We start from the raw sequence: 18050 nt of genomic DNA on the forward strand, positions 1-18050 counted from the left end.
GCGGCGTCATGGACTCAAGATGACCTTCGATTTTGCTTTTATCCTCAGCACCCTGCCGGCATTTCTGAAAGCGGTCGGGGTGACGCTGCAAGTGGGTCTGATCGCCATTGCCACCTCCTTGCTGGTGGCGCTGATCAACGCAGCGCTGTTGGTGTTTCGCACCCCCTACCTGTCGCGGTTGGTGGCGCTGTATGTAGAGCTGGCGCGTAACACGCCGCTGCTGATTCAACTGTTCTTCGTGTATTTCGCGCTGCCGGCCCTGGGCTTGAATATTTCCGGGTTCTGGGCGGCGATCATCACCATGACCTTCCTCGGCGGCGCCTACCTCACCGAAGTGCTGCGCGCCGGTGTGGAAGCGGTGCCAACGGCGCAGATCGAGTCAGGCAAGTCCATCGGCCTGTCCGACTGGCAGCTGCTGCGCCATGTGATTCTGCCCCAGGCCGGCATCCTCAGCCTGCCGGCGCTGTTCGCCAATTTCATCTTTCTGCTCAAGGAGACCACGGTGGTTTCCGCTGTGGCGGTGCCGGAGATTCTCTACACCACCAAGAGCTACATCGCGCTCTACTACAAGACCTACGAAATGCTCGCCGTATTGACGCTGATCTGCGTGCTGCTGTTCTTGCCGTTGTCGCTGTTGCTCAGCCGCTTGGAAAGGAGGCTCCAGCATGGCCAGTTCGGGTCTTGAATTGTTATGGGTGTCGTTGCCGCAACTGGGCAAGGGCGCTGCGCAAACCCTGTCGATTTCGTTCTTGAGCATCGCCTTCAGCACGGTCGGCGGCGTGTTGTATGGCGTATTGCGCACCTTGGACAACCGCGTGATCAATGCGCTGCTGCGGGTTTACCTGGAGCTGTTTCGCGCCATCCCGGTGCTGGTCTGGCTGTACCTGTTGTTTTTCGGCCTGCCGATCTTCTTCGGCCTGAGCATCCCCAGTTTCTGGTGTGCGGTGCTGGTGTTGTCGTTGTGGGGCGCCAGTGAAGTCGGCGAAGTGGTGCGCGGCGCCTTGCATTCGCTGCCCCGTGGCCAGCGCGAAGCCGGCTTGTCGATCGGGCTGTCCGACCCGCAGCTGTACGGCTACGTGCTGCTGCCCCAGGCCCTGAAACGCATGACGCCGCCGACCATCAATGTCTACACGCGGATCATCAAGACCAGCTCCCTGGCGGTGCTGATCGGCGTAGTGGATGTGATCAAGGTCGGCCAGCAAATCATCGAGCGCACCTATGAGTCGGTGTTGATCTACGGCGCGCTGTTCCTGTTTTTCTTCTTTATCTGCTACCCGTTGTCGGCCGCCTCCAAGGTGCTGGAACGGCGCTGGGCCCAAGCATGAGCGCATTGATCGAGTTTCAGGGTTTCAACAAATTCTTCGGCGAACAGCAGGTGCTCAAGGGCATCGACCTGAGCGTGCACAGCGGCGAAGTGGTGGTGATCCTCGGCCCCAGTGGTTGCGGCAAAAGCACCTTGCTGCGCTGCCTCAATGGCTTGGAAGTGGCTCACAGCGGGCACTTGCGGTTCGCCGGCAACGAGCTGTTGGCAAAACATACCGACTGGCGCCAGGTGCGCCAGGACATCGGCATGGTGTTCCAGAGCTACCACCTGTTCCCGCACATGAGCGTGCTCGACAACATTCTGCTCGGCCCCTTGAAGGTGCAAAAGCGCGACCCGCGTGAAGCGCGTGAGCAGGCGGAAAAACTGCTGGCGCGCGTGGGCCTGGCCGACAAGCGCGACGCCTTCCCACGCCAGCTTTCCGGCGGCCAGCAGCAACGCATCGCCATCGTCCGTTCGCTGTGCATGAACCCGCAGGTCATGCTGTTTGACGAAGTCACCGCTGCCCTCGACCCGGAAATGGTCAAGGAAGTGCTGGAAGTCATCCAGGACCTGGCCCGCGACGGCATGACCCTGCTGATTGTCACCCACGAAATGGCCTTCGCCCGCGCCGTCGCCGACCGCGTGGTGTTTATGGAGGCCGGTCGCATCCTCGAACACAACACCCCCGAGGCATTCTTTACGAACCCGCAAACCGCACGCGCGCAGCAGTTCCTGGAGAAGTTCTCCTTTGTTTCAACACTGCCCAGAAAGATCAAGGAACCGGAGCTGCTATGAAAAAGTTACTGCTGCCACTGTTTGCCGTCGCGTTACTGGCCGGCTGCGACAAGAAGGCCGAAGAGCCTGCCAAACCTGCCGCCAGCGCGGTGAGTGCCATCGATAAGATCAAGGCCCGCGACAAGCTGATCGTCGGCGTCTTCACCGACAAACCGCCGTTCGGCTTCGTTAACGAAGCCGGCCGCTACGTCGGCTTCGATACCGACATCGGCCGCCAATTCGCCAAGGACCTGTTGGGCGATGAAAACAAAGTCGAGTTCGTCGCCGTGGAGCCGGCCAGCCGTATCCCATTCCTGCAAAGCGACAAAGTCGACCTGATCCTCGCCAACATGACCGTGACCCCTGAGCGCAAGGAAGCGGTGGATTTCACCAACCCCAACCTGAAAGTGGCGGTACAGGCGCTGGTGCCGAGCGACAGCCCGGTCAAGAACCTGGATGACCTGGCCACCCGCACCACCATTGTCACCACCGGCACCACTGCCGACATCTGGCTGACCAGGCACCACCCGGACTGGAAACTGCTCAAGTTCGAGAAAAACTCCGAGTCGCTGCAAGCGCTGTCGGCCGGCCGTGGCGATGCCTACGCCCAGGACAACCTGGTGCTGTTCAGCTGGGCCAAGCAGAACCCCGGCTACCGCGTGCTGGAGCAGAAGCTCGGTGACGAAGCACCGATTGCCCCGGCGGTGAAGAAGGGCAATATCGAACTGCGCGACTGGGTGAATGCGGAGTTGGCGAAGTTGGGCGAAGAGAAGTTCTTGCTCAAGCTCTATGACCAATATGTGCGTAAAGAGCTGAGCGATGACACCAAGCCTGAGAGTGTGATTGTTGAAGGCGGGAAGTGGCAGGGCTGAGGCCTGGCCTTTGTGTTGGCTGTTCCGCCGCCATCGGGGGCAAGCCCCCTCCCACACTGGATTGGGTTCACAGGTTCTGATTTGTGCATATATCCAAATGTGGGAGGGGGCTTGCCCCCGATGAGGCCTGTGCAGTCACCCCCTATTCCGGCCACTGCCACGCCGGCGCATCCAGCATCCCCTGGCCCACCACTCGCGTCTCCCCCAGCACCTTCTCCAGCACAATCGAATTGCACTCCTCATCCTGCTGCAGCGCCGCAATCAAGCGGCTGGCATGGGACACCACCCACACCTGGCACTGCGCCGACGCCTGGATGATCAAGCGCGCCAACGCCGGCAACAGGTCCGGATGCAAGCTGGTTTCAGGCTCGTTCAGCACCATCATGGTCGGCGGCCGTGGCGTCAGCAGCGCGGCGATCAGCAGCAGGTAGCGCAAGGTGCCGTCCGACAACTCTGCCGCCGACAACGGGCGCAGCAGACCTTCCTGGTAAAACTCGATGGCAAAGCGCCCGCCCTGTAACGGTTGGATATTTAAGCGCGCGCCTGGAAACGCATCGCTGACTGCGCGCTGTAACGCCTCGGGGTCGCCAATTTCACGAATGGTTTGCAACGCTGCGGCCAAATCGCGCCCGTCGTGATGCAGCACCGGCGTGCGGGTGCCTAACTGCGGTTGGCGCACTGGCGCGTCCACGTCGCTGCGAAAGTGATCATAAAAGCGCCAGCCACGAATGCTCTCGCGCAGCAGCAATACTTCCGGCGAGCCACGCAAACTGCCGACTTGGTCGAACAGGCTGTGATAGTTCGGCGTGTGCTGGGCCAGTACATCCCAGGCGCGGCCTTCGCGAGCGCGTACCAACGGCCCGGAACGCTGTACCAACAGGCTGGCCGGGCGGTAGACGTGCCCGGCCCAGATGCATTCCCTCTTCACTTCCGGGTCGAGGCTGAAAAACGACTGGGTGAGTTCCGGCAAGCCCAGGGAGATCGCGTAGCTGAAATCTTCGGCGGCGAACCCCAGGCGCAGACGCTTGACGCCCTTGCGCACGACAGCCTCCACCGGCACTTCGCCGCTGTGCATGCGCCGGCTGATGGTTTCCGGCCCGGCCCAGAACGTCGAGTCCAGCCCGCCTTCCCGGGCCAGTGCATTGATCACCCCGCCCTGGGCAGTTTCAGCCAGCAGGCGCAGGGCGCGATACAGATTGGACTTGCCGCTGCCGTTGGGGCCTGTCACCAGATTCAAGCGGCCCAGGGGCACCACCAATTTATTGATCGAGCGGTAATTGGCCACCGCGAGGGTCTTGAGCATGGCAATTGAGTCGGTAGGGGAACCATTGAAGTATGGGATCCTCCATGCAGATAAGGAACCCTGATCTAAGCTCACAGTCGCATACACACTGGCACGTCGGCATCACGCAAAAGGAGCCTGCATGGGCGGTCGCATTTCCACATTTTTATTCGGGCTTGGCTTACTGACGCTGCTGGGCGGTTGTGGCCAGGAAAAGACCGAGCCCAAGGCCCATTCACGGGTGTTCGTGCAAACCGTGCAGCCGGCGGATTTCGCCGCAGCGGTCACGCTGACCGGAGATGTCCAGGCGCGGGTGCAAACCGATTTGTCCTTTCGGGTAGGTGGCAAGATCATCCAGCGCCTGGTCGACGTCGGTGATCGGGTGACAGCCAGGCAAGTGCTGGCCAAGCTCGACCCCAAGGACCTGCAAACCAACGTCGATTCCGCCCAGGCCCAGGTCGTGGCCGAGCAGGCGCGGGTCAAGCAAACCGCCGCCGCCTTCGTGCGTCAGGAAAAACTCTTGCCCAAGGGCTACACCAGCCGCAGCGAATACGACGCCGCCCAGGCCGCGTTGCGCAGCAGCCAAAGCGCCTTGGCCGCCGCCCAGGCGCAGTTGGCCAACGCCCGTGAGCAACTTGGCTATACCGCGCTGATCGCCGATGCGCCGGGCATCATCACGGCGCGCCAGGCTGAAGTCGGCCAGGTCGTACAAGCCACCGTGCCGATCTTTAGCCTGGCCCGCGATGGCGAACGCGACGCGGTGTTCAACGTTTACGAATCCCTGCTGGTGGAGCCGCCGCCGGACGCGCCGATCACCGTCAGCCTGCTGGATAACCCGAGCATCAAGACAGTGGGCAGAGTCCGCGAAGTCACCCCTGCCGTGGCCGCCAATACTGGCACCGTGCAAGTGAAGATTGCCCTGCAAAGCCTGCCCAAAGGCATGGAACTGGGCTCGGTGGTGAGCGCCACCGCCAATGGCCCGGCCAAGGCCAGCATCGAGTTGCCGTGGTCGGCCTTGACCAAGGACCTCAGCGAACCCGCCGTGTGGCTGGTAGACGGCGACGGCAAGGCGCAACTGCACAAGGTCACGGTGGCGCGGTACCTCACCGGCAAAGTGATCATCGGCGACGGCCTTAAAGGCGGCGAAAAAGTCGTGGTGGCCGGTGGGCAATTGCTGCACCCCGGCATGCTCGTCGAAATCGCCCAGCAAGGAGCCCAGCCATGAAGCACCTGACGGTGATCCTCGCCGCCAGCCTGTTGCTGGTGGCCTGCTCCAAGGAAGACGCGCCGCCCGAACCGGTGCGCCCGGTGTTGTCCATGGAGGTGAAGGCCGAAGACCAGGCACACCTTGGCCGCTTTGCCGGCACCATTCAGGCCCGCTACGAAAGTAACCTGGGTTTCCGTGTGCCGGGCCGTATCGCCCGCCGCGCGGTGGACGTTGGCGCCGAGGTGGAGAAGGGCGCCTTGCTCGCCGTCCTCGACCCCACCGACCAGCAGAACCAATTGCGCGCCGCCCAGGGCGACCTGGCGCGGGTGCAGGCACAGTTCATCAATGCCCAGGCCAATGCCCGCCGCCAGCAAGAGCTGTTCGACCGTGGCGTCGGTGCTCAGGCGCAGTTGGATGTGGCCCAGACCGACCTGAAAACCACCCAGGCGACCCTCGACCAGGCTCGCGCCTCGGTCAATCAAGCCAAGGACCAGCTCAACTACGCCGAGCTGCGCACCGACCACGCCGGCATCGTCACCGCCTGGAACGCCGAGGCCGGCCAGGTGGTCAGCGCCGGCCAGCAAGTGGTGACCCTGGCCCGCCCGGACATCAAGGAAGCGGTGATCGACCTGCCCGCCGGCCTGGCCGAGCGCCTGCCGGCGGATGTGGTGTTTTTGGTGGCCGGGCAACTGGACCCCAGCGTGCACACCACCGCCATCGTGCGCGAGATCGAGCCCCAGGCCCAAAGCGCCACGCGTACCCGTCGCGCACGCTTGAGCCTGACTGACACCCCCACCGCGTTTCGCCTGGGCACCGCCATCAGCGTGACCTTGAGCAGCGCCATCGCGCCGCGTATCGAGCTGCCGTTGAGCGCCTTGCAGGAAGTCGACGGCAAGACCCGCATCTGGTTGCTCGACACCCAGAGCCAGACAGTGCAACCGCGTGACATCACGGTTATCAGCCGTGACGCCGACAGCGCAGTGCTCAATGGTGGCATCAAGCCCGGCGAGCGCGTCGTCACCGCCGGTGTGAACAGCCTGAAACCCGGGCAGAAAGTCAAAGTCGACGAGGACAGCCCGCGATGAAAGGCAGCTTCAACTTATCCGACTGGGCCATCAAGCATCAGTCCTTCGTCTGGTACCTGATGTTCGTCGCGCTGCTGATGGGCGTGTTTTCGTACATGAACCTGGGCCGCGAGGAAGACCCCTCGTTCACCATCAAGACCATGGTCATCCAGACCCGCTGGCCGGGCGCGACCCAGGAAGAAACCCTCAAGCAGGTCACCGACCGCATCGAGAAAAAACTCGAGGAACTCGACTCCCTCGATTATGTGAAGAGCTACACCCGGCCGGGCGAATCCACCGTGTTCGTGTTCCTCAAGGACACCACCAGCGCCAAGGCTATCCCGGAGATCTGGTACCAGGTTCGCAAGAAGATCGACGATATTCGCGGCACCTTCCCCCAGGGCTTGCAGGGGCCGTCGTTCAACGACGAGTTCGGTGATGTGTTCGGCTCGGTGTACGCCTTCACCGGCGATGGCCTGTCGATGCGCCAGTTGCGCGACTACGTGGAGCAGGTGCGCGCTGAAATCCGCTCGGTGCCGGGGCTGGGCAAGGTCGAGATGATCGGCCAGCAGGACGAAGTGATTTACCTGAATTTTTCCACACGCAAACTGGCGGCCTTGGGCATCGATCAGCGCCAGGTCGTGCAAAGCCTGCAATCGCAAAATGCCGTGACCCCCGCCGGGGTGATCGAGGCCGGGCCGGAGCGGATTTCCGTGCGCACCTCGGGGCAGTTCGCCTCGGAGAAGGACCTGGCCAACGTCAACCTGCGCCTGAATGACCGCTTCTATCGCCTGGCCGACATTGCCGACATCAGCCGGGGCTACGTCGACCCGGCGCGGCCGATGTTCCGTTTCAACGGCAAGCCGGCGATCGGTTTGGCGATTGCGATGCAGAAGGGCGGCAATATCCAGTCGTTCGGCAAGGCGCTGCACGGGCGCATGGATGAGCTGACCGCCGACCTGCCGGTGGGCGTCGGTGTGCACAAAGTTTCGGACCAGGCCGAAGTGGTGGAAGAGGCCGTCGGTGGCTTTACCAGCGCGTTGTTCGAAGCGGTGATCATCGTGCTGGTGGTGAGCTTTATCAGCCTGGGCATGCGTGCCGGGCTGGTGGTGGCGTGCTCGATTCCGTTGGTGCTGGCCCTGGTGTTCGTGTTCATGGAATACAGCGGCATCACTATGCAACGGGTGTCGTTGGGCGCCTTGATCATCGCCCTCGGCCTGCTGGTGGACGATGCGATGATCACCGTGGAGATGATGATCACACGCCTGGAAAAAGGCGAAACCAAGGAGCAGGCCGCCACCTACGCTTACACCTCCACAGCGTTTCCGATGCTCACCGGCACGCTGGTGACCGTCGCCGGTTTCGTGCCGATTGGCCTCAACGCCAGTTCGGCGGGTGAGTACACCTTCACCTTGTTCGCGGTGATTGCCGTGGCGATGTTGGTGTCGTGGGTGGTGGCGGTGCTGTTTGCGCCAGTGATCGGCGTGCATATCCTCAGCGCCAATGTGAAGCCCCATAGCGCCGAGCCGGGGCGCATCGGCCGCGCGTTCAATGGCGGCATGTTGTGGGCCATGCGCAACCGCTGGTGGGCCATCGGCATCACCGTGGGCCTGTTTGTGGCGTCGGTGTTCTCCATGCAATTTGTGCAGAACCAGTTCTTCCCGTCCTCGGATCGCCCGGAAATCCTCGTCGACCTCAACCTGCCGCAAAACGCCTCGATCAACGAGACGCGCAAGGCGGTCGACCGTCTGGAAGCGATCATCAAGGACGACCCGGACATTACGCGCTGGAGCACCTACATCGGCCAGGGTGCGATCCGTTTCTACCTGCCCCTGGACCAGCAACTTGAAAACCCCTACTACGCGCAGTTGGTGATCGTCAGCAAGGGCCTGGAAGAGCGTGGCGCTTTGATTGCGCGCCTGCAAAAGCGCCTGCGCGATGACTTCGTCGGCATCGGCAGTTTCGTGCAGCCGCTGGAAATGGGCCCGCCGGTGGGACGGCCGATCCAGTACCGCGTGTCCGGCAAAGACACCGACCAGGTGCGCAAGCACGCCATCGAACTGGCGACCTTGCTCGACCAGAACACCCACCTGGGCGAGATCATCTACGACTGGAACGAGCCGGGCAAAGTGCTGCGCGTCGACATCGCCCAGGATAAGGCACGGCAACTGGGGCTGTCGTCGGAAGACGTGGCGCAGTTGATGAACAGCGTGGTCAGCGGCGCCTCGGTGACCCAGGTGCACGACGATATCTACCTGATCAACGTGGTCGGCCGCGCCGAGGACGCCGAACGCGGTACGCCGGAAACCTTGCAGAACCTGCAGATCGTCACGCCCAACGGCACCTCGATTCCGCTGCTGGCCTTCGCCACCGTGCGTTACGAGCTGGAGCAGCCGCTGGTGTGGCGTCGCGACCGCAAGCCGACCATCACTATCAAGGCCGCAGTGCGCGACGAGATGCAGCCGACCGACCTGGTCAAGCAGCTGGCGCCGACTATTCAGAAGTTCAGCGACGGCCTGCCGGCGGGTTACAAAGTCGCCACCGGCGGCACCGTGGAAGAAAGCGGCAAGGCCCAGGGCCCGATTGCCAGCGTGGTGCCGCTGATGCTGTTCCTCATGGCCACGTTCCTGATGATCCAACTGCACAGCGTGCAGAAGATGTTCCTGGTGGCGAGTGTCGCGCCGCTGGGGCTGATCGGCGTGGTGCTGGCGCTGATTCCCACGGGCACGCCCATGGGGTTTGTGGCTATCCTCGGTATCCTCGCGCTGATCGGCATCATCATCCGCAACTCGGTGATCCTGGTGACGCAAATCCACGAATATGAAGTGGCCGGCTACACACCGTGGGACGCCGTGGTGGAGGCCACCGAGCATCGGCGCCGGCCGATCCTGCTCACGGCGGCTGCGGCGAGCCTGGGCATGATCCCGATTGCCCGGGAAGTGTTCTGGGGGCCGATGGCCTACGCGATGATTGGCGGGATCATCATCGCCACCTTGCTGACGCTGTTGTTCCTGCCGGCGCTGTATGTGGCCTGGTACAAGATCCGCGAGCCAAAGCAGGAAGAACGCGGTTAAAAATGTGAGCGGGGCTGATCGTTCCCACGCTCCGCGTGGTAACGCCTCCTGGGACGCTCCGCGTCCCGCCAAGCGCTGCAAATTTCGGCTACTGCGCACAGGTGACGCGGAGCGTCACGGGCCGCATTCCCACGCGGAGCGTGGGAACGATCTTTGAGACGTGGGAAACTTCCGGAAGCGACGGGTGTTGCCCTGGTCACCCGTTGAGTGTTTTACCCTCCGGCCTCCACCTTTCAACGGTCGCCTGCCATGAGCCGTCTGCGTCATACCTTGCTGATCTGTTGCTGCTTCCTGTCGCCCCTGGCCTTTGCCAGCACCGTACTGGAAAACCCGTTGTGGCGAGTCGAACTCGACCCGGCCACCCTCGCCATCCGTGTGACACCCAGCGGCCAACCCGAGGTTCAAGCCTCCCAAGGCGTATCGGCCCGCGCCGTCAGTCAACTCGCACAAAACGATCAACAGGTCAGTTGGCAGTGGGACGACGGTGCCTATCGCGTGACTGCCAGCCTTGAGCAGCGCGACCTGCTGCTGTCGATCAGGGCGCGGGAAGACGGTGAACTGCCGATCCTTGTGCAGCCGGCGAGCGCCCTGGGCAAGGGGGTTATGTGGCCGTTGGCCGAAGGGCATTACGTGCCGGCCGGCAATGCCCTGTGGAGCGATTTCCTGGTGGCGCAGGGCGATATCAACACCACCCAGGACCTCAGCCTGCCGCTGTGGGGTGTCGATCACGGCGCCTTTACCTTGAACTGGCTGCTGACCAATCCCTACAACAACCGCCTGCGCTGGCAAGGCCAGGCGTTGTCGTTGGCCCATGAGTTCACGTCGCTCGCACCTGCCGCGCCCATGACCCTGTTGTTGCACCTGGGCGAAAGCGACCCGTTGGCCGGCGCCAAGCGCTATCGCCAATGGCTGGTCGAACAGGACCGTTACGAACCCTTGGAGGCCAAGCTGCGACATACGCCGGGCGCGCAAAAACTGCTGGGCGCCAGCCATGCCTACCTGTGGGGCAATGACCTGCTGGCGCTGGAGGATGTGCGTGATTGGCCGCTGTTGCTCAAGCGCTTGCGCGATCATGCGCTCAAGGGCCTGTTGGACAAGGACTCCGCAGCGCTGCTGGCGCAGCCGCGCAGGTTGAATCGCTACGAGCAAACCGTGCTGTTGCGCGGCCTCAACGCGGCGATCAACCAGAAGGCCCGGCAGAGCTGGCAGGTGGACGAGCCCGATATGACCCGTCTTGCCGCCCGCTACGGTGAGTTGCGTCGTGAATTGGCCGTGGATTTTGCCGGGGCCCTCGGCGGTAGCCCCGACACCTGGGGCAGCAAGGTAGTACAGACACTGCGCGACGCCGGGCTGCCACGCTTGATGCTGACCCTGGGCGAAGGCTGGGAAGGCGGCCTGTGGCACCCCGAAACCATCCGCGCCGGTGTCGACGCGGGCTACCTGATGGCGCCCTACGACTCCTATCAAACCGCGTTGTCCGCCACCGAAAATCCCGACTGGACCACCGCCCACCTGGGCAGCAAGGCCTACCGCGACTGCGCCATTGTATTGAAGGACGGCCAGCTCAAGACTGGCTTCCAGCGGTCCGGCCACTACACCGATCCGCGCTGTGTGCGGCCGTTATTGGAAGCGCGGGTGAAAGCCGTACAGGCCAGGGCCGGCTTCAACGCCTGGTTTCTCGATGCGTACGCTACCAGCATGCTGCTCGACAGTTACCGCGACAGCGCACCGATGACCCAGGCGCAAAACGCTGAAGGCAATATCGATGCGTCCCGTTGGCTGAACACCACGCTGCAATTGCCGACAGGCTCCGAAGACGGCAACGCCATCACCGCCCAGGGGATCCTGTTCGCCCATGGCATGCAAACCCCGGTGCTGGGCTGGGGGGATCGCGACATGACTCAGGACAAACAGTCGCCCTACTACGTGGGCAACTGGTATCCGCCGGAGCAACCGGCGGTGTTCTTCAAGTCGGTGCCGCTGAACGAGCCGTTTCGCACGCTCTACTTCGATCCGACGATGCGCCTGCCGCTGTACCAGGCGGTGTTCCATGGTTCGGTGATCACCACCCATCACTGGCTGTTCGATAGCCTCAAACTGAGCAATGTGCGGGCTGAAAATGAGCTGACGCAGTTGCTCTACAACGTACCGCCGCTGTATCACCTGAGTGCTGCGACGCTCAAGGAACGGCTGCCGTTGATCCAGCGCCAGGACCGATTTTTCCGTCCCCTGCATGAGCGCCTGGCGACTCAGGCGATGACTGATTTTCGCTGGCTGACCGCAGATAAACAGGTGCAGCAAACCACGTTTGTCGATGGCACGCGGCTGGTGGCGAATTTCTCGGCGGGAGAAAAACGAGGCTATGCCGGGCGCAGTGTGACGGCGCTGGTGGAGGGTGAAAAGCCGGTGGTGTATCAGTTGGAGCAGCAGCGCGACTGAGACCATCGGGGGCAAGTCGAATCGTCGCACCGCCCCTCCTACATTTGGAATGCGTTCCCCTGTGGGAGGGGGCTTGCCCCCGATAGCGTCAGCCCAGGCAATACATCACTTAAACCCGACGCCAAACGCTGGCCAACCAAGGCTGCTGTTCCCGAGGCAATCCAGCCGGCCGGTAATAGTGCTCCAACTCCACAAACCCCGCCGTTGTCAGCAATGCCTGCCAGGCCTCCAGATCGTGATAAGACCCATACCGTGGCCCATTCCAGCCTTCCTGGTTGTCACCGCGAGGGTTGGAGCTGAACAGCACGCCCCCAGGCTTCAACGTGCCATGCAGTTGTTTGAGAACGCGCGGCAATTCCTGCTTGGGAATATGAAACAGCACCGCATTGGCAAACACCCCATCGAAGCGCCCGTCGGGCAGGTCCAGCTTGAGGAAGTCCTGCTGCAAAACCTCGCAGCCACTGTCGTCCCGCGCCATCTGCGCAAACCGCTCGGAACCATCGAGCCCCACGGCGATATGCCCCAGGCGTGTAAAGGTCTGCAGATCCCGCCCCGGCCCGCAGCCAAAATCCAGCACGGTAAACGGCGGCGTGCCCTGGATGTGCCGCAGCAACGCGTCGATGTTCTGGCTCACATCGTGATCGCGGGTGCCCTCGCGGAAGTCTTCGGCCACTTTGTTGTAATGGCCGAGGGTGATGGCGGTGATCTGGTCGAGGTCGTCGGGCTTGAGGGTCATGACAGGCAATACCGGGCGCTGGGATGCGCCGACTATACCTCACCTCTTGTTCAGCACCCGCGCCAGTCGATCGCCGCCGAGTTGGATCACCGCCACCAACACCACCAACAGCACAATCACCGTGAGCATGATCTGCGTATCGAAGCGCTGGTAGCCATAGCGGTACGCAATGTCGCCCAGCCCGCCCGCGCCAATCGCCCCGGCCATGGCCGACGAGTTGATCATGGTCACCAGGGTAATGGTGAACCCGCCGACGATCCCCGGCAGCGCTTCGGGCAACAGCACATGCCAGATGATGTGCCAGCGGCGGCACCCCATGGCCTGCGCCGCTTCGATCAAGCCATGGTCGACCTCGCGCAGGCTGACTTCGGCGATGCGCGCAAAGAACGGCGTGGCCGCGATGGTCAGCGGCACGACTGCCGCCCATACACCGTAGGTGGTGCCCACGATCAGCCGGGTGAACGGGATCAGTGCCACCATCAGGATCAGAAATGGAATCGAGCGGAACAGATTGACGAAGGCGCCCAGCACGCGGTTCAGCGCCGGTGCCTGGTAGATGCCACCTTTGTCGCTGGTGACCAGAAACACTGCCAGCGGAATCCCCACCAGCAAGGCGATCAACGACGACACGCCCACCATCAACAAGGTGTCGATGGCGCCCTGCAGCAAACGATCAAACCACATAGCCCAGCACCTCCACCTGTTGTGCCCAGTTTGCGGCGCGGTTGCGCAGTTCTTCGGTGCTATGGGGCGAGCCATTCACCGCCAGCAGCAGTTGCCCCAAGGCATGGCCCTGAATCCGTTCGACGCCGCCCTGCAGCAGACGCACACGCCCGCCGAGGGCACTGAACAGCGCGGCCAGGTCGGGTTCATCGCTGGCGCTGCCGGTGAACTGCAAGCGCAGCACCACGGCGGCTTCCGGCGATTCAGGCTGGGTATGCAAACGGTTTTGCAGTTCTTCCGGCAGCCCATGTTGCAGCGGCGCCAGCAGGGTCTTGCTCACCTCGTGTTGCGGGTTACCGAACACTTGCCACACCGGGCCTTGCTCGACGATGCGCCCATGCTCCAGCACCACCACGCGGTCGCAGATGTCGCGGATCACCGCCATTTCGTGGGTGATCAACACGATGGTCAGGCCCAGGCGCCGGTTGATCTCGCGCAGCAGGCCGAGGATCGATTGGGTGGTTTCCGGATCCAGCGCCGAGGTGGCTTCGTCGCACAGCAAAATCTCGGGGTCGTGCACCAGCGAACGGGCGATGCCCACGCGCTGTTTCTGCCCGCCCGAGAGCTGCGCCGGATAGGCCTGGTGCTTGTCTTGCAAACCCACCAGTTCCAGCAGCTCACGCACCTTCTGCTCACGCTGCGGCTTGGGCACCCCGGCGACCTTGAGCGGCAGTTCGACGTTCTGCCAGACGGTCTTGGCCGACATCAGGTTGAAGTGCTGGAAGATCATGCCGATGCGCCGGCGCAGCGCGACCAGGCGGTCTTCATCGAAGCTGCCGATATCCACCTGATCGATCAGCACGCGCCCGCTGCTGGGTTGTTCCAGGCGATTGATGGTGCGGATCAGCGACGACTTGCCGGCGCCGCTGCGGCCGATGATGCCGAACACTTCGCCGCGCGCAATCGCCAGGTCAATGCCTTGTAGGGCATGCACCGTGCCGTCATAGGTTTTGCCCAGGTTGATGAAACGCACATGGGCGCTGTTGAAGTCCGGATGCAGTTCGGTCTGCTCGGCGTCCCTGGGCAATGTGCCCAGGTCGCGCAGTTGGGCGTTGGCAGCGGTCATTTTTTATCGTCCCAGCCGACCTGGTAGAGCTTGCCGAGGGATTTATCCAGGGCGGCGCGCACCGTCGGCGAGTGCTGGTAAATGTCGACGAACTTGATCACCCTCGGGTCGGTTTTGCTCTTGGGCTGGATCACGAACTGGATCACGTATTCCGGGTGGTCGAGGCCATCGAACAGCAGCGCCGACTCGGCATCGAAGGTCTTGGACAGGCGGATGTACGCCGGGTAGCCCTGCACCAGATCGGCGTCGTCATAGGCGCGTACCAGTTGCACGGCCTCGACTTGCAGGATCTTGATCTTTTTCGGGTTGCTGACGATGTCTTCTTCAGTGGCCTTGTAGCCCACCCCCGGCTTGAGCGTGATCAGCCCGGCTTTGGCCAGCAGTTGCAGGCCGCGCCCGCTGTTGATCGGATCGTTGGCGATGGCCACGCTGGCGCCTTCGGGCAGGTCATCGAATCTTTTGTACTTTTTCGAATACAGACCGACGTTGTTGATGATGCCCGGCGCATAGGGCACCAGGTCAAAGCCGGCGGCGGCCTTGGCATTTTCCAGGAAGGGGATGTGCTGGAAGTAGTTCACATCGATATCGCCGGCGGCGAGGCTGACGTTCGGCGCGATCCAGTCGGTGAATTCCACCAGTTCGACCTTCAGGCCTTGTTTGCCGGCCTCTTCCACGGCGGCTTCCAGGGGAATCGCGAAGGCGGCGGTGGTGCCGACTTTCAACGGCGCATCGGCGGCGAATACGGCCGAGCTGAACAAGCCGAAGGCCAGGGCCAGTGCTTTGACTGGGTGGGTGAGCAGGGTTTTTTTCATAAATTTTTCCAGTCATAAGGTATTGGTACAAACAATGAAGATCCAATGTGGGAGGGGGCTTGCTCCCGATGAGGGAGTGTCAGTGAATGCCGCTGTGTCTGACCCACTGCTATCGGGAGCAAGCCCCCTCCCACATTTTTTGGTTCAGTGTCGGTAGGTGGAGCCGGTGTGTTGTTCGGGTAAGCGAGCGGCGCCATGGAAGACTTTTTCGCGCAGCGTTCCCTGCTCATATTCAGTCTTGTACGAACCACGCTTTTGCAGCTCCGGCACCACCAGATCAATGAAATCCACATAGCTTTCCGGCGTCACAATGCGCGTGAGGTTGAAGCCATCCAGGCCGGTTTCGCTGATCCACGATTCCAGTTCGTCGGCGACCTGCTCGGGCGACCCCACCAGCGTGATGTAGCGCCCACCGAGGGCGTGCTGTTCGAGCAATTTGCGTCGGGTCCAGTCGTTGTTCTGCAGGTTCTTGGTCGCCGACTGGATGGCGTTGCTCTTCACGTACTGGATCGGTTCATCCAGTTCGTACTCGGAAAAGTCGATCGCCGTGGACGCCGAAAAGTGCGCCACGCCGGCCTCCGCGCTGGCATAGCTGAGGTACTCGGCGTGCTTGGCCCAGGCCAGTTCCTCGGTCGCGCCGACGATCACGTTCAGGCCCATGAACACCTTGATGTCATCCGGATTGCGCCCGGCCTGCACCGCGCTGGCGCGCACTTTGTTCACCTGGATTCGGGTCGCGGCCTTGTTCTGCCCGCTGATGAACACGCACTCGGCATGGCGCCCGGCGAACTGCAGGCCACGGTCCGAACTGCCGGCCTGGAACAGCACCGGCGTACGCTGCGGCGATGGCTCGCACAGGTGATAGCCCTGCACCTGGTAGAACTCGCCATGGTGTTCGACCTTGTGCACCTTGCCCGGCTGCGCATACACCCGTGCCTTGGGATCGTTGACCACCGCGTCATCCTCCCAGCTGCCTTCCCAGAGTTTGTACAACACCTCCAGGTATTCATCGGCCTGGTCATAGCGGCGGTCATGCTCGACCTGCTCGGTCAGCCCCATGGCCTTGGCGGCGCTGTCGAGGTAGCCGGTGACGATGTTCCAACCCACCCGGCCCCGGCTCAGGTGGTCGAGGGTGGACATGCGCCGGGCGAACAGATACGGCGGCTCGTAGGTCAGGTTGGCGGTGAGGCCGAAGCCGAGGTTCTGGGTGACGGCCGCCATGGCCGAGACCAGCAGGAGCGGGTCGTTGACCGGCAACTGGATCGATTCCTTGAGCGGCACGTCGATGGACTGCTGGTACACGTCATACACGCCGACGATATCGGCGATAAACAAACCGTCGAACAGCCCGCGCTCGAGGATTTTTGCCAGGTCAGTCCAGTACTCGAGGGTCTTGTACTGGGTGGACGTGTCCCGTGGATGGGTCCACAAACCGTGGTTGATATGCCCGATGCAGTTCATGTTGAAGGCATTGAGCAGGATTTTTTTCTTGCTCATCAGATGGTCCCCCGCAGCGGCGGGTTTTCATCGTTGAGGTAGTAATTGCCCACCGCGTGGTATTTCCAGCGCACCGGGTCATGCAGGGTGTGCACCCGTGCGTTGCGCCAGTGGCGATCTAGGCCATGCTCGGCCAGGGTCGCCTGGCTGCCGGCCAGTTCGAACAGCGTGCTGCCGGCGGCCAAGGAGATTTCGGTGCTCAAGGCGCGCACTTCGGCGACGGCGATGGAGGCGGCCGCGACGGTCTGGGCATTGCTGTCGGCCTGGGCGCGGTCGAGGAATTCGCCCGAGCGCTCCAGCAGCGCTTCGGCGGCGTGCAGGCGAATGCTCAAGTGGCCGAAGCTCTTCAAGGTCAGCGGGTCATCAGTGGCCTTTTCGCTGCCCGAGTCGATCCAGGGACGGGTCTTGGTGCGCACAAAATGCAGCGCGTCTTCGAAGGCGGCGCGGGCGATACCGGTGTCGATGGCGGCATGAAGAATCTGCGCCAAGGGGCCGACGGTGGTCGGGCGTTCGAAAGCGCTCTGGAACGGGATCACGTCCTGCGCCGCCACCCACACGTTGTCGAACACCACTGAGCCGCTGCCGGTGGTGCGCTGGCCGAAGCCGCTCCAGTCGTCGATCACGCTCAGGCCTTCGCTGTCGCGCGGCACAAAGGCCAGTTGCTGCACGCCGTGTTCATCCACCACCGAGGTGGGGATGCGCTGGGCGTAGATCGCGCCAGTGGAATAGAACTTGCGGCCGCTGATGCGAAAACCCTCGCCATCACGCGTGAGCCTGGTCACACGGTCGTGGGCGGTCTTGGTGCCCAGCTCCGCCAAGGCGTTGCCAAAACGCTGGCCGGCCAAAACCTCGGCGTACAGGCGCTGCTGCTGCTCGGGGTTGCCGTTGACCCGCAGCACTTCAAGGGCATAGAAGTGGTTCTGCGGGATCTGGCCCAGGGAGGCATCGGCCTGGGCAATCAGCGCGATGACCTTGGCCAGGGTGACGTTGGACACACCAGCGCCGCCGTAGGCCTTGGGCACGCTGATGCCCCACAGGCCGGAGCGCGAAAAGGCGTCTAGCTCGGCCAGCGGCAGGCGGCGCTCGCGGTCGCGCTGGGCGCTGTCGCGGCGCAAGTCCTCAGCCAGGTCGCTGGCGACAATAAGGGCTTGTTCGTCGCTGGTGATGACCGCGACGGGGTGAGAGAAAGTCATGATGTTCT

Annotated in this window: 15 protein-coding genes; 8 read left to right on the forward strand and 7 right to left on the reverse strand. The window is 62.7% G+C overall.

Translation table 11 applies throughout. The features are described from left to right. Positions 1-19: 19 nt before the first annotated feature. Genes C4J85_RS01145 through C4J85_RS01160 form a run of 4 tightly spaced genes read left to right on the forward strand, consistent with a single transcriptional unit; the run spans position 20 to position 2949 of the window. Complete coding sequence (locus tag C4J85_RS01145) at positions 20-685, forward strand: amino acid ABC transporter permease (RefSeq protein ID WP_124365402.1); 666 nt, start codon at positions 20-22, stop codon at positions 683-685. Then, positions 666-1325: an amino acid ABC transporter permease gene (locus C4J85_RS01150; protein WP_124365403.1), complete on the forward strand. Its 660-nt coding sequence runs from the start codon at positions 666-668 to the stop codon at positions 1323-1325. The genes C4J85_RS01145 and C4J85_RS01150 overlap by 20 nt, the downstream gene beginning before the upstream one ends. Beyond that, positions 1322-2098, forward strand: a complete 777-nt coding sequence (locus tag C4J85_RS01155) for an amino acid ABC transporter ATP-binding protein (protein ID WP_124360767.1) — start codon at positions 1322-1324, stop codon at positions 2096-2098. The genes C4J85_RS01150 and C4J85_RS01155 overlap by 4 nt, the downstream gene beginning before the upstream one ends. After that, the gene (locus C4J85_RS01160) at positions 2095-2949 is read left to right on the forward strand and encodes a transporter substrate-binding domain-containing protein (protein ID WP_124408799.1); all 855 of its coding nucleotides are present in this window, start codon (positions 2095-2097) and stop codon (positions 2947-2949) included. The genes C4J85_RS01155 and C4J85_RS01160 overlap by 4 nt, the downstream gene beginning before the upstream one ends. A gap of 142 nt (positions 2950-3091) precedes the next feature. Here the strand turns inward: C4J85_RS01160 and C4J85_RS01165 are convergent, their stop codons facing one another. Further along, on the reverse strand, positions 3092-4252 hold the full coding sequence (locus tag C4J85_RS01165) for an AAA family ATPase (RefSeq protein WP_124405997.1): 1161 nt from the start codon (positions 4250-4252) through the stop codon (positions 3092-3094). Positions 4253-4373: 121 nt separating this feature from the next. Here C4J85_RS01165 and C4J85_RS01170 point away from each other — a divergent pair, with 121 nt between their 5' ends. The 4 genes from C4J85_RS01170 (at position 4374) to C4J85_RS01185 (ending at position 12015) form a co-directional block, all read left to right on the forward strand. Next, positions 4374-5456, forward strand: coding sequence for an efflux RND transporter periplasmic adaptor subunit (locus C4J85_RS01170; RefSeq protein ID WP_124408800.1), 1083 nt, complete (start codon positions 4374-4376; stop codon positions 5454-5456). Continuing rightward, on the forward strand, positions 5453-6523 hold the full coding sequence (locus tag C4J85_RS01175; protein ID WP_124408801.1) for an efflux RND transporter periplasmic adaptor subunit: 1071 nt from the start codon (positions 5453-5455) through the stop codon (positions 6521-6523). The genes C4J85_RS01170 and C4J85_RS01175 overlap by 4 nt, the downstream gene beginning before the upstream one ends. Beyond that, on the forward strand, positions 6520-9576 hold the full coding sequence (locus tag C4J85_RS01180) for an efflux RND transporter permease subunit (RefSeq protein ID WP_124408802.1): 3057 nt from the start codon (positions 6520-6522) through the stop codon (positions 9574-9576). Before C4J85_RS01175 ends, C4J85_RS01180 begins: the two co-directional genes overlap by 4 nt. Positions 9577-9825: 249 nt before the next feature. Beyond that, positions 9826-12015 (forward strand): glycoside hydrolase, encoded by a 2190-nt coding sequence (locus C4J85_RS01185; protein WP_124408803.1) that lies wholly within the window; start codon positions 9826-9828, stop codon positions 12013-12015. A gap of 109 nt (positions 12016-12124) precedes the next feature. On the opposite strand, the gene C4J85_RS01190 is transcribed toward C4J85_RS01185, so the two are convergent. The 6 genes from C4J85_RS01190 to C4J85_RS01215 all read right to left on the reverse strand — a co-directional run bounded on the left by C4J85_RS01190 (position 12125) and on the right by C4J85_RS01215 (position 18042). After that, a complete protein-coding gene (locus C4J85_RS01190; protein WP_124408804.1) occupies positions 12125-12751 on the reverse strand; it encodes a bifunctional 2-polyprenyl-6-hydroxyphenol methylase/3-demethylubiquinol 3-O-methyltransferase UbiG in 627 nt (208 codons plus the stop codon). 39 nt (positions 12752-12790) lie between these two features. Continuing rightward, the gene (locus C4J85_RS01195; RefSeq protein WP_056858169.1) at positions 12791-13435 is read right to left on the reverse strand and encodes a methionine ABC transporter permease; all 645 of its coding nucleotides are present in this window, start codon (positions 13433-13435) and stop codon (positions 12791-12793) included. After that, positions 13425-14540 carry a methionine ABC transporter ATP-binding protein gene (locus tag C4J85_RS01200; protein WP_124408805.1) on the reverse strand — a complete coding sequence of 372 codons (1116 nt, stop codon included), beginning with the start codon at positions 14538-14540 and terminating at the stop codon, positions 13425-13427. The genes C4J85_RS01195 and C4J85_RS01200 overlap by 11 nt, the downstream gene beginning before the upstream one ends. Further along, the gene (locus C4J85_RS01205; RefSeq protein ID WP_124408806.1) at positions 14537-15352 is read right to left on the reverse strand and encodes a MetQ/NlpA family ABC transporter substrate-binding protein; all 816 of its coding nucleotides are present in this window, start codon (positions 15350-15352) and stop codon (positions 14537-14539) included. The genes C4J85_RS01200 and C4J85_RS01205 overlap by 4 nt, the downstream gene beginning before the upstream one ends. A 144-nt stretch (positions 15353-15496) precedes the next feature. Then, a complete protein-coding gene (locus C4J85_RS01210) occupies positions 15497-16849 on the reverse strand; it encodes an LLM class flavin-dependent oxidoreductase (RefSeq protein WP_124408807.1) in 1353 nt (450 codons plus the stop codon). Beyond that, positions 16849-18042, reverse strand: a complete 1194-nt coding sequence (locus tag C4J85_RS01215; RefSeq protein WP_124408808.1) for an SfnB family sulfur acquisition oxidoreductase — start codon at positions 18040-18042, stop codon at positions 16849-16851. The genes C4J85_RS01210 and C4J85_RS01215 overlap by 1 nt, the downstream gene beginning before the upstream one ends. Positions 18043-18050 lie beyond the last annotated feature (8 nt).

The organism is Pseudomonas sp. R4-34-07, assembly GCF_003852375.1.
Classification (GTDB): domain Bacteria; phylum Pseudomonadota; class Gammaproteobacteria; order Pseudomonadales; family Pseudomonadaceae; genus Aquipseudomonas.

Bases quoted from the DNA above. Each gene is read 5' to 3' on its own strand.
- C4J85_RS01150 (WP_124365403.1), top strand. From the start codon at position 666: ATGGCCAGTTCGGGTCTTGAATTGTTATGGGTGTCGTTGCCGCAACTG.
- C4J85_RS01210 (WP_124408807.1), bottom strand. From the start codon at position 16,849: ATGAGCAAGAAAAAAATCCTGCTCAATGCCTTCAACATGAACTGCATC.
- C4J85_RS01170 (WP_124408800.1), top strand. From the start codon at position 4,374: ATGGGCGGTCGCATTTCCACATTTTTATTCGGGCTTGGCTTACTGACG.
- C4J85_RS01185 (WP_124408803.1), top strand. From the start codon at position 9,826: ATGAGCCGTCTGCGTCATACCTTGCTGATCTGTTGCTGCTTCCTGTCG.
- C4J85_RS01190 (WP_124408804.1), bottom strand. From the start codon at position 12,751: ATGACCCTCAAGCCCGACGACCTCGACCAGATCACCGCCATCACCCTC.
- C4J85_RS01175 (WP_124408801.1), top strand. From the start codon at position 5,453: ATGAAGCACCTGACGGTGATCCTCGCCGCCAGCCTGTTGCTGGTGGCC.
- C4J85_RS01215 (WP_124408808.1), bottom strand. From the start codon at position 18,042: ATGACTTTCTCTCACCCCGTCGCGGTCATCACCAGCGACGAACAAGCC.
- C4J85_RS01195 (WP_056858169.1), bottom strand. From the start codon at position 13,435: ATGTGGTTTGATCGTTTGCTGCAGGGCGCCATCGACACCTTGTTGATG.
- C4J85_RS01205 (WP_124408806.1), bottom strand. From the start codon at position 15,352: ATGAAAAAAACCCTGCTCACCCACCCAGTCAAAGCACTGGCCCTGGCC.
- C4J85_RS01165 (WP_124405997.1), bottom strand. From the start codon at position 4,252: ATGCTCAAGACCCTCGCGGTGGCCAATTACCGCTCGATCAATAAATTG.
- C4J85_RS01145 (WP_124365402.1), top strand. From the start codon at position 20: ATGACCTTCGATTTTGCTTTTATCCTCAGCACCCTGCCGGCATTTCTG.
- C4J85_RS01180 (WP_124408802.1), top strand. From the start codon at position 6,520: ATGAAAGGCAGCTTCAACTTATCCGACTGGGCCATCAAGCATCAGTCC.
- C4J85_RS01200 (WP_124408805.1), bottom strand. From the start codon at position 14,540: ATGACCGCTGCCAACGCCCAACTGCGCGACCTGGGCACATTGCCCAGG.
- C4J85_RS01155 (WP_124360767.1), top strand. From the start codon at position 1,322: ATGAGCGCATTGATCGAGTTTCAGGGTTTCAACAAATTCTTCGGCGAA.
- C4J85_RS01160 (WP_124408799.1), top strand. From the start codon at position 2,095: ATGAAAAAGTTACTGCTGCCACTGTTTGCCGTCGCGTTACTGGCCGGC.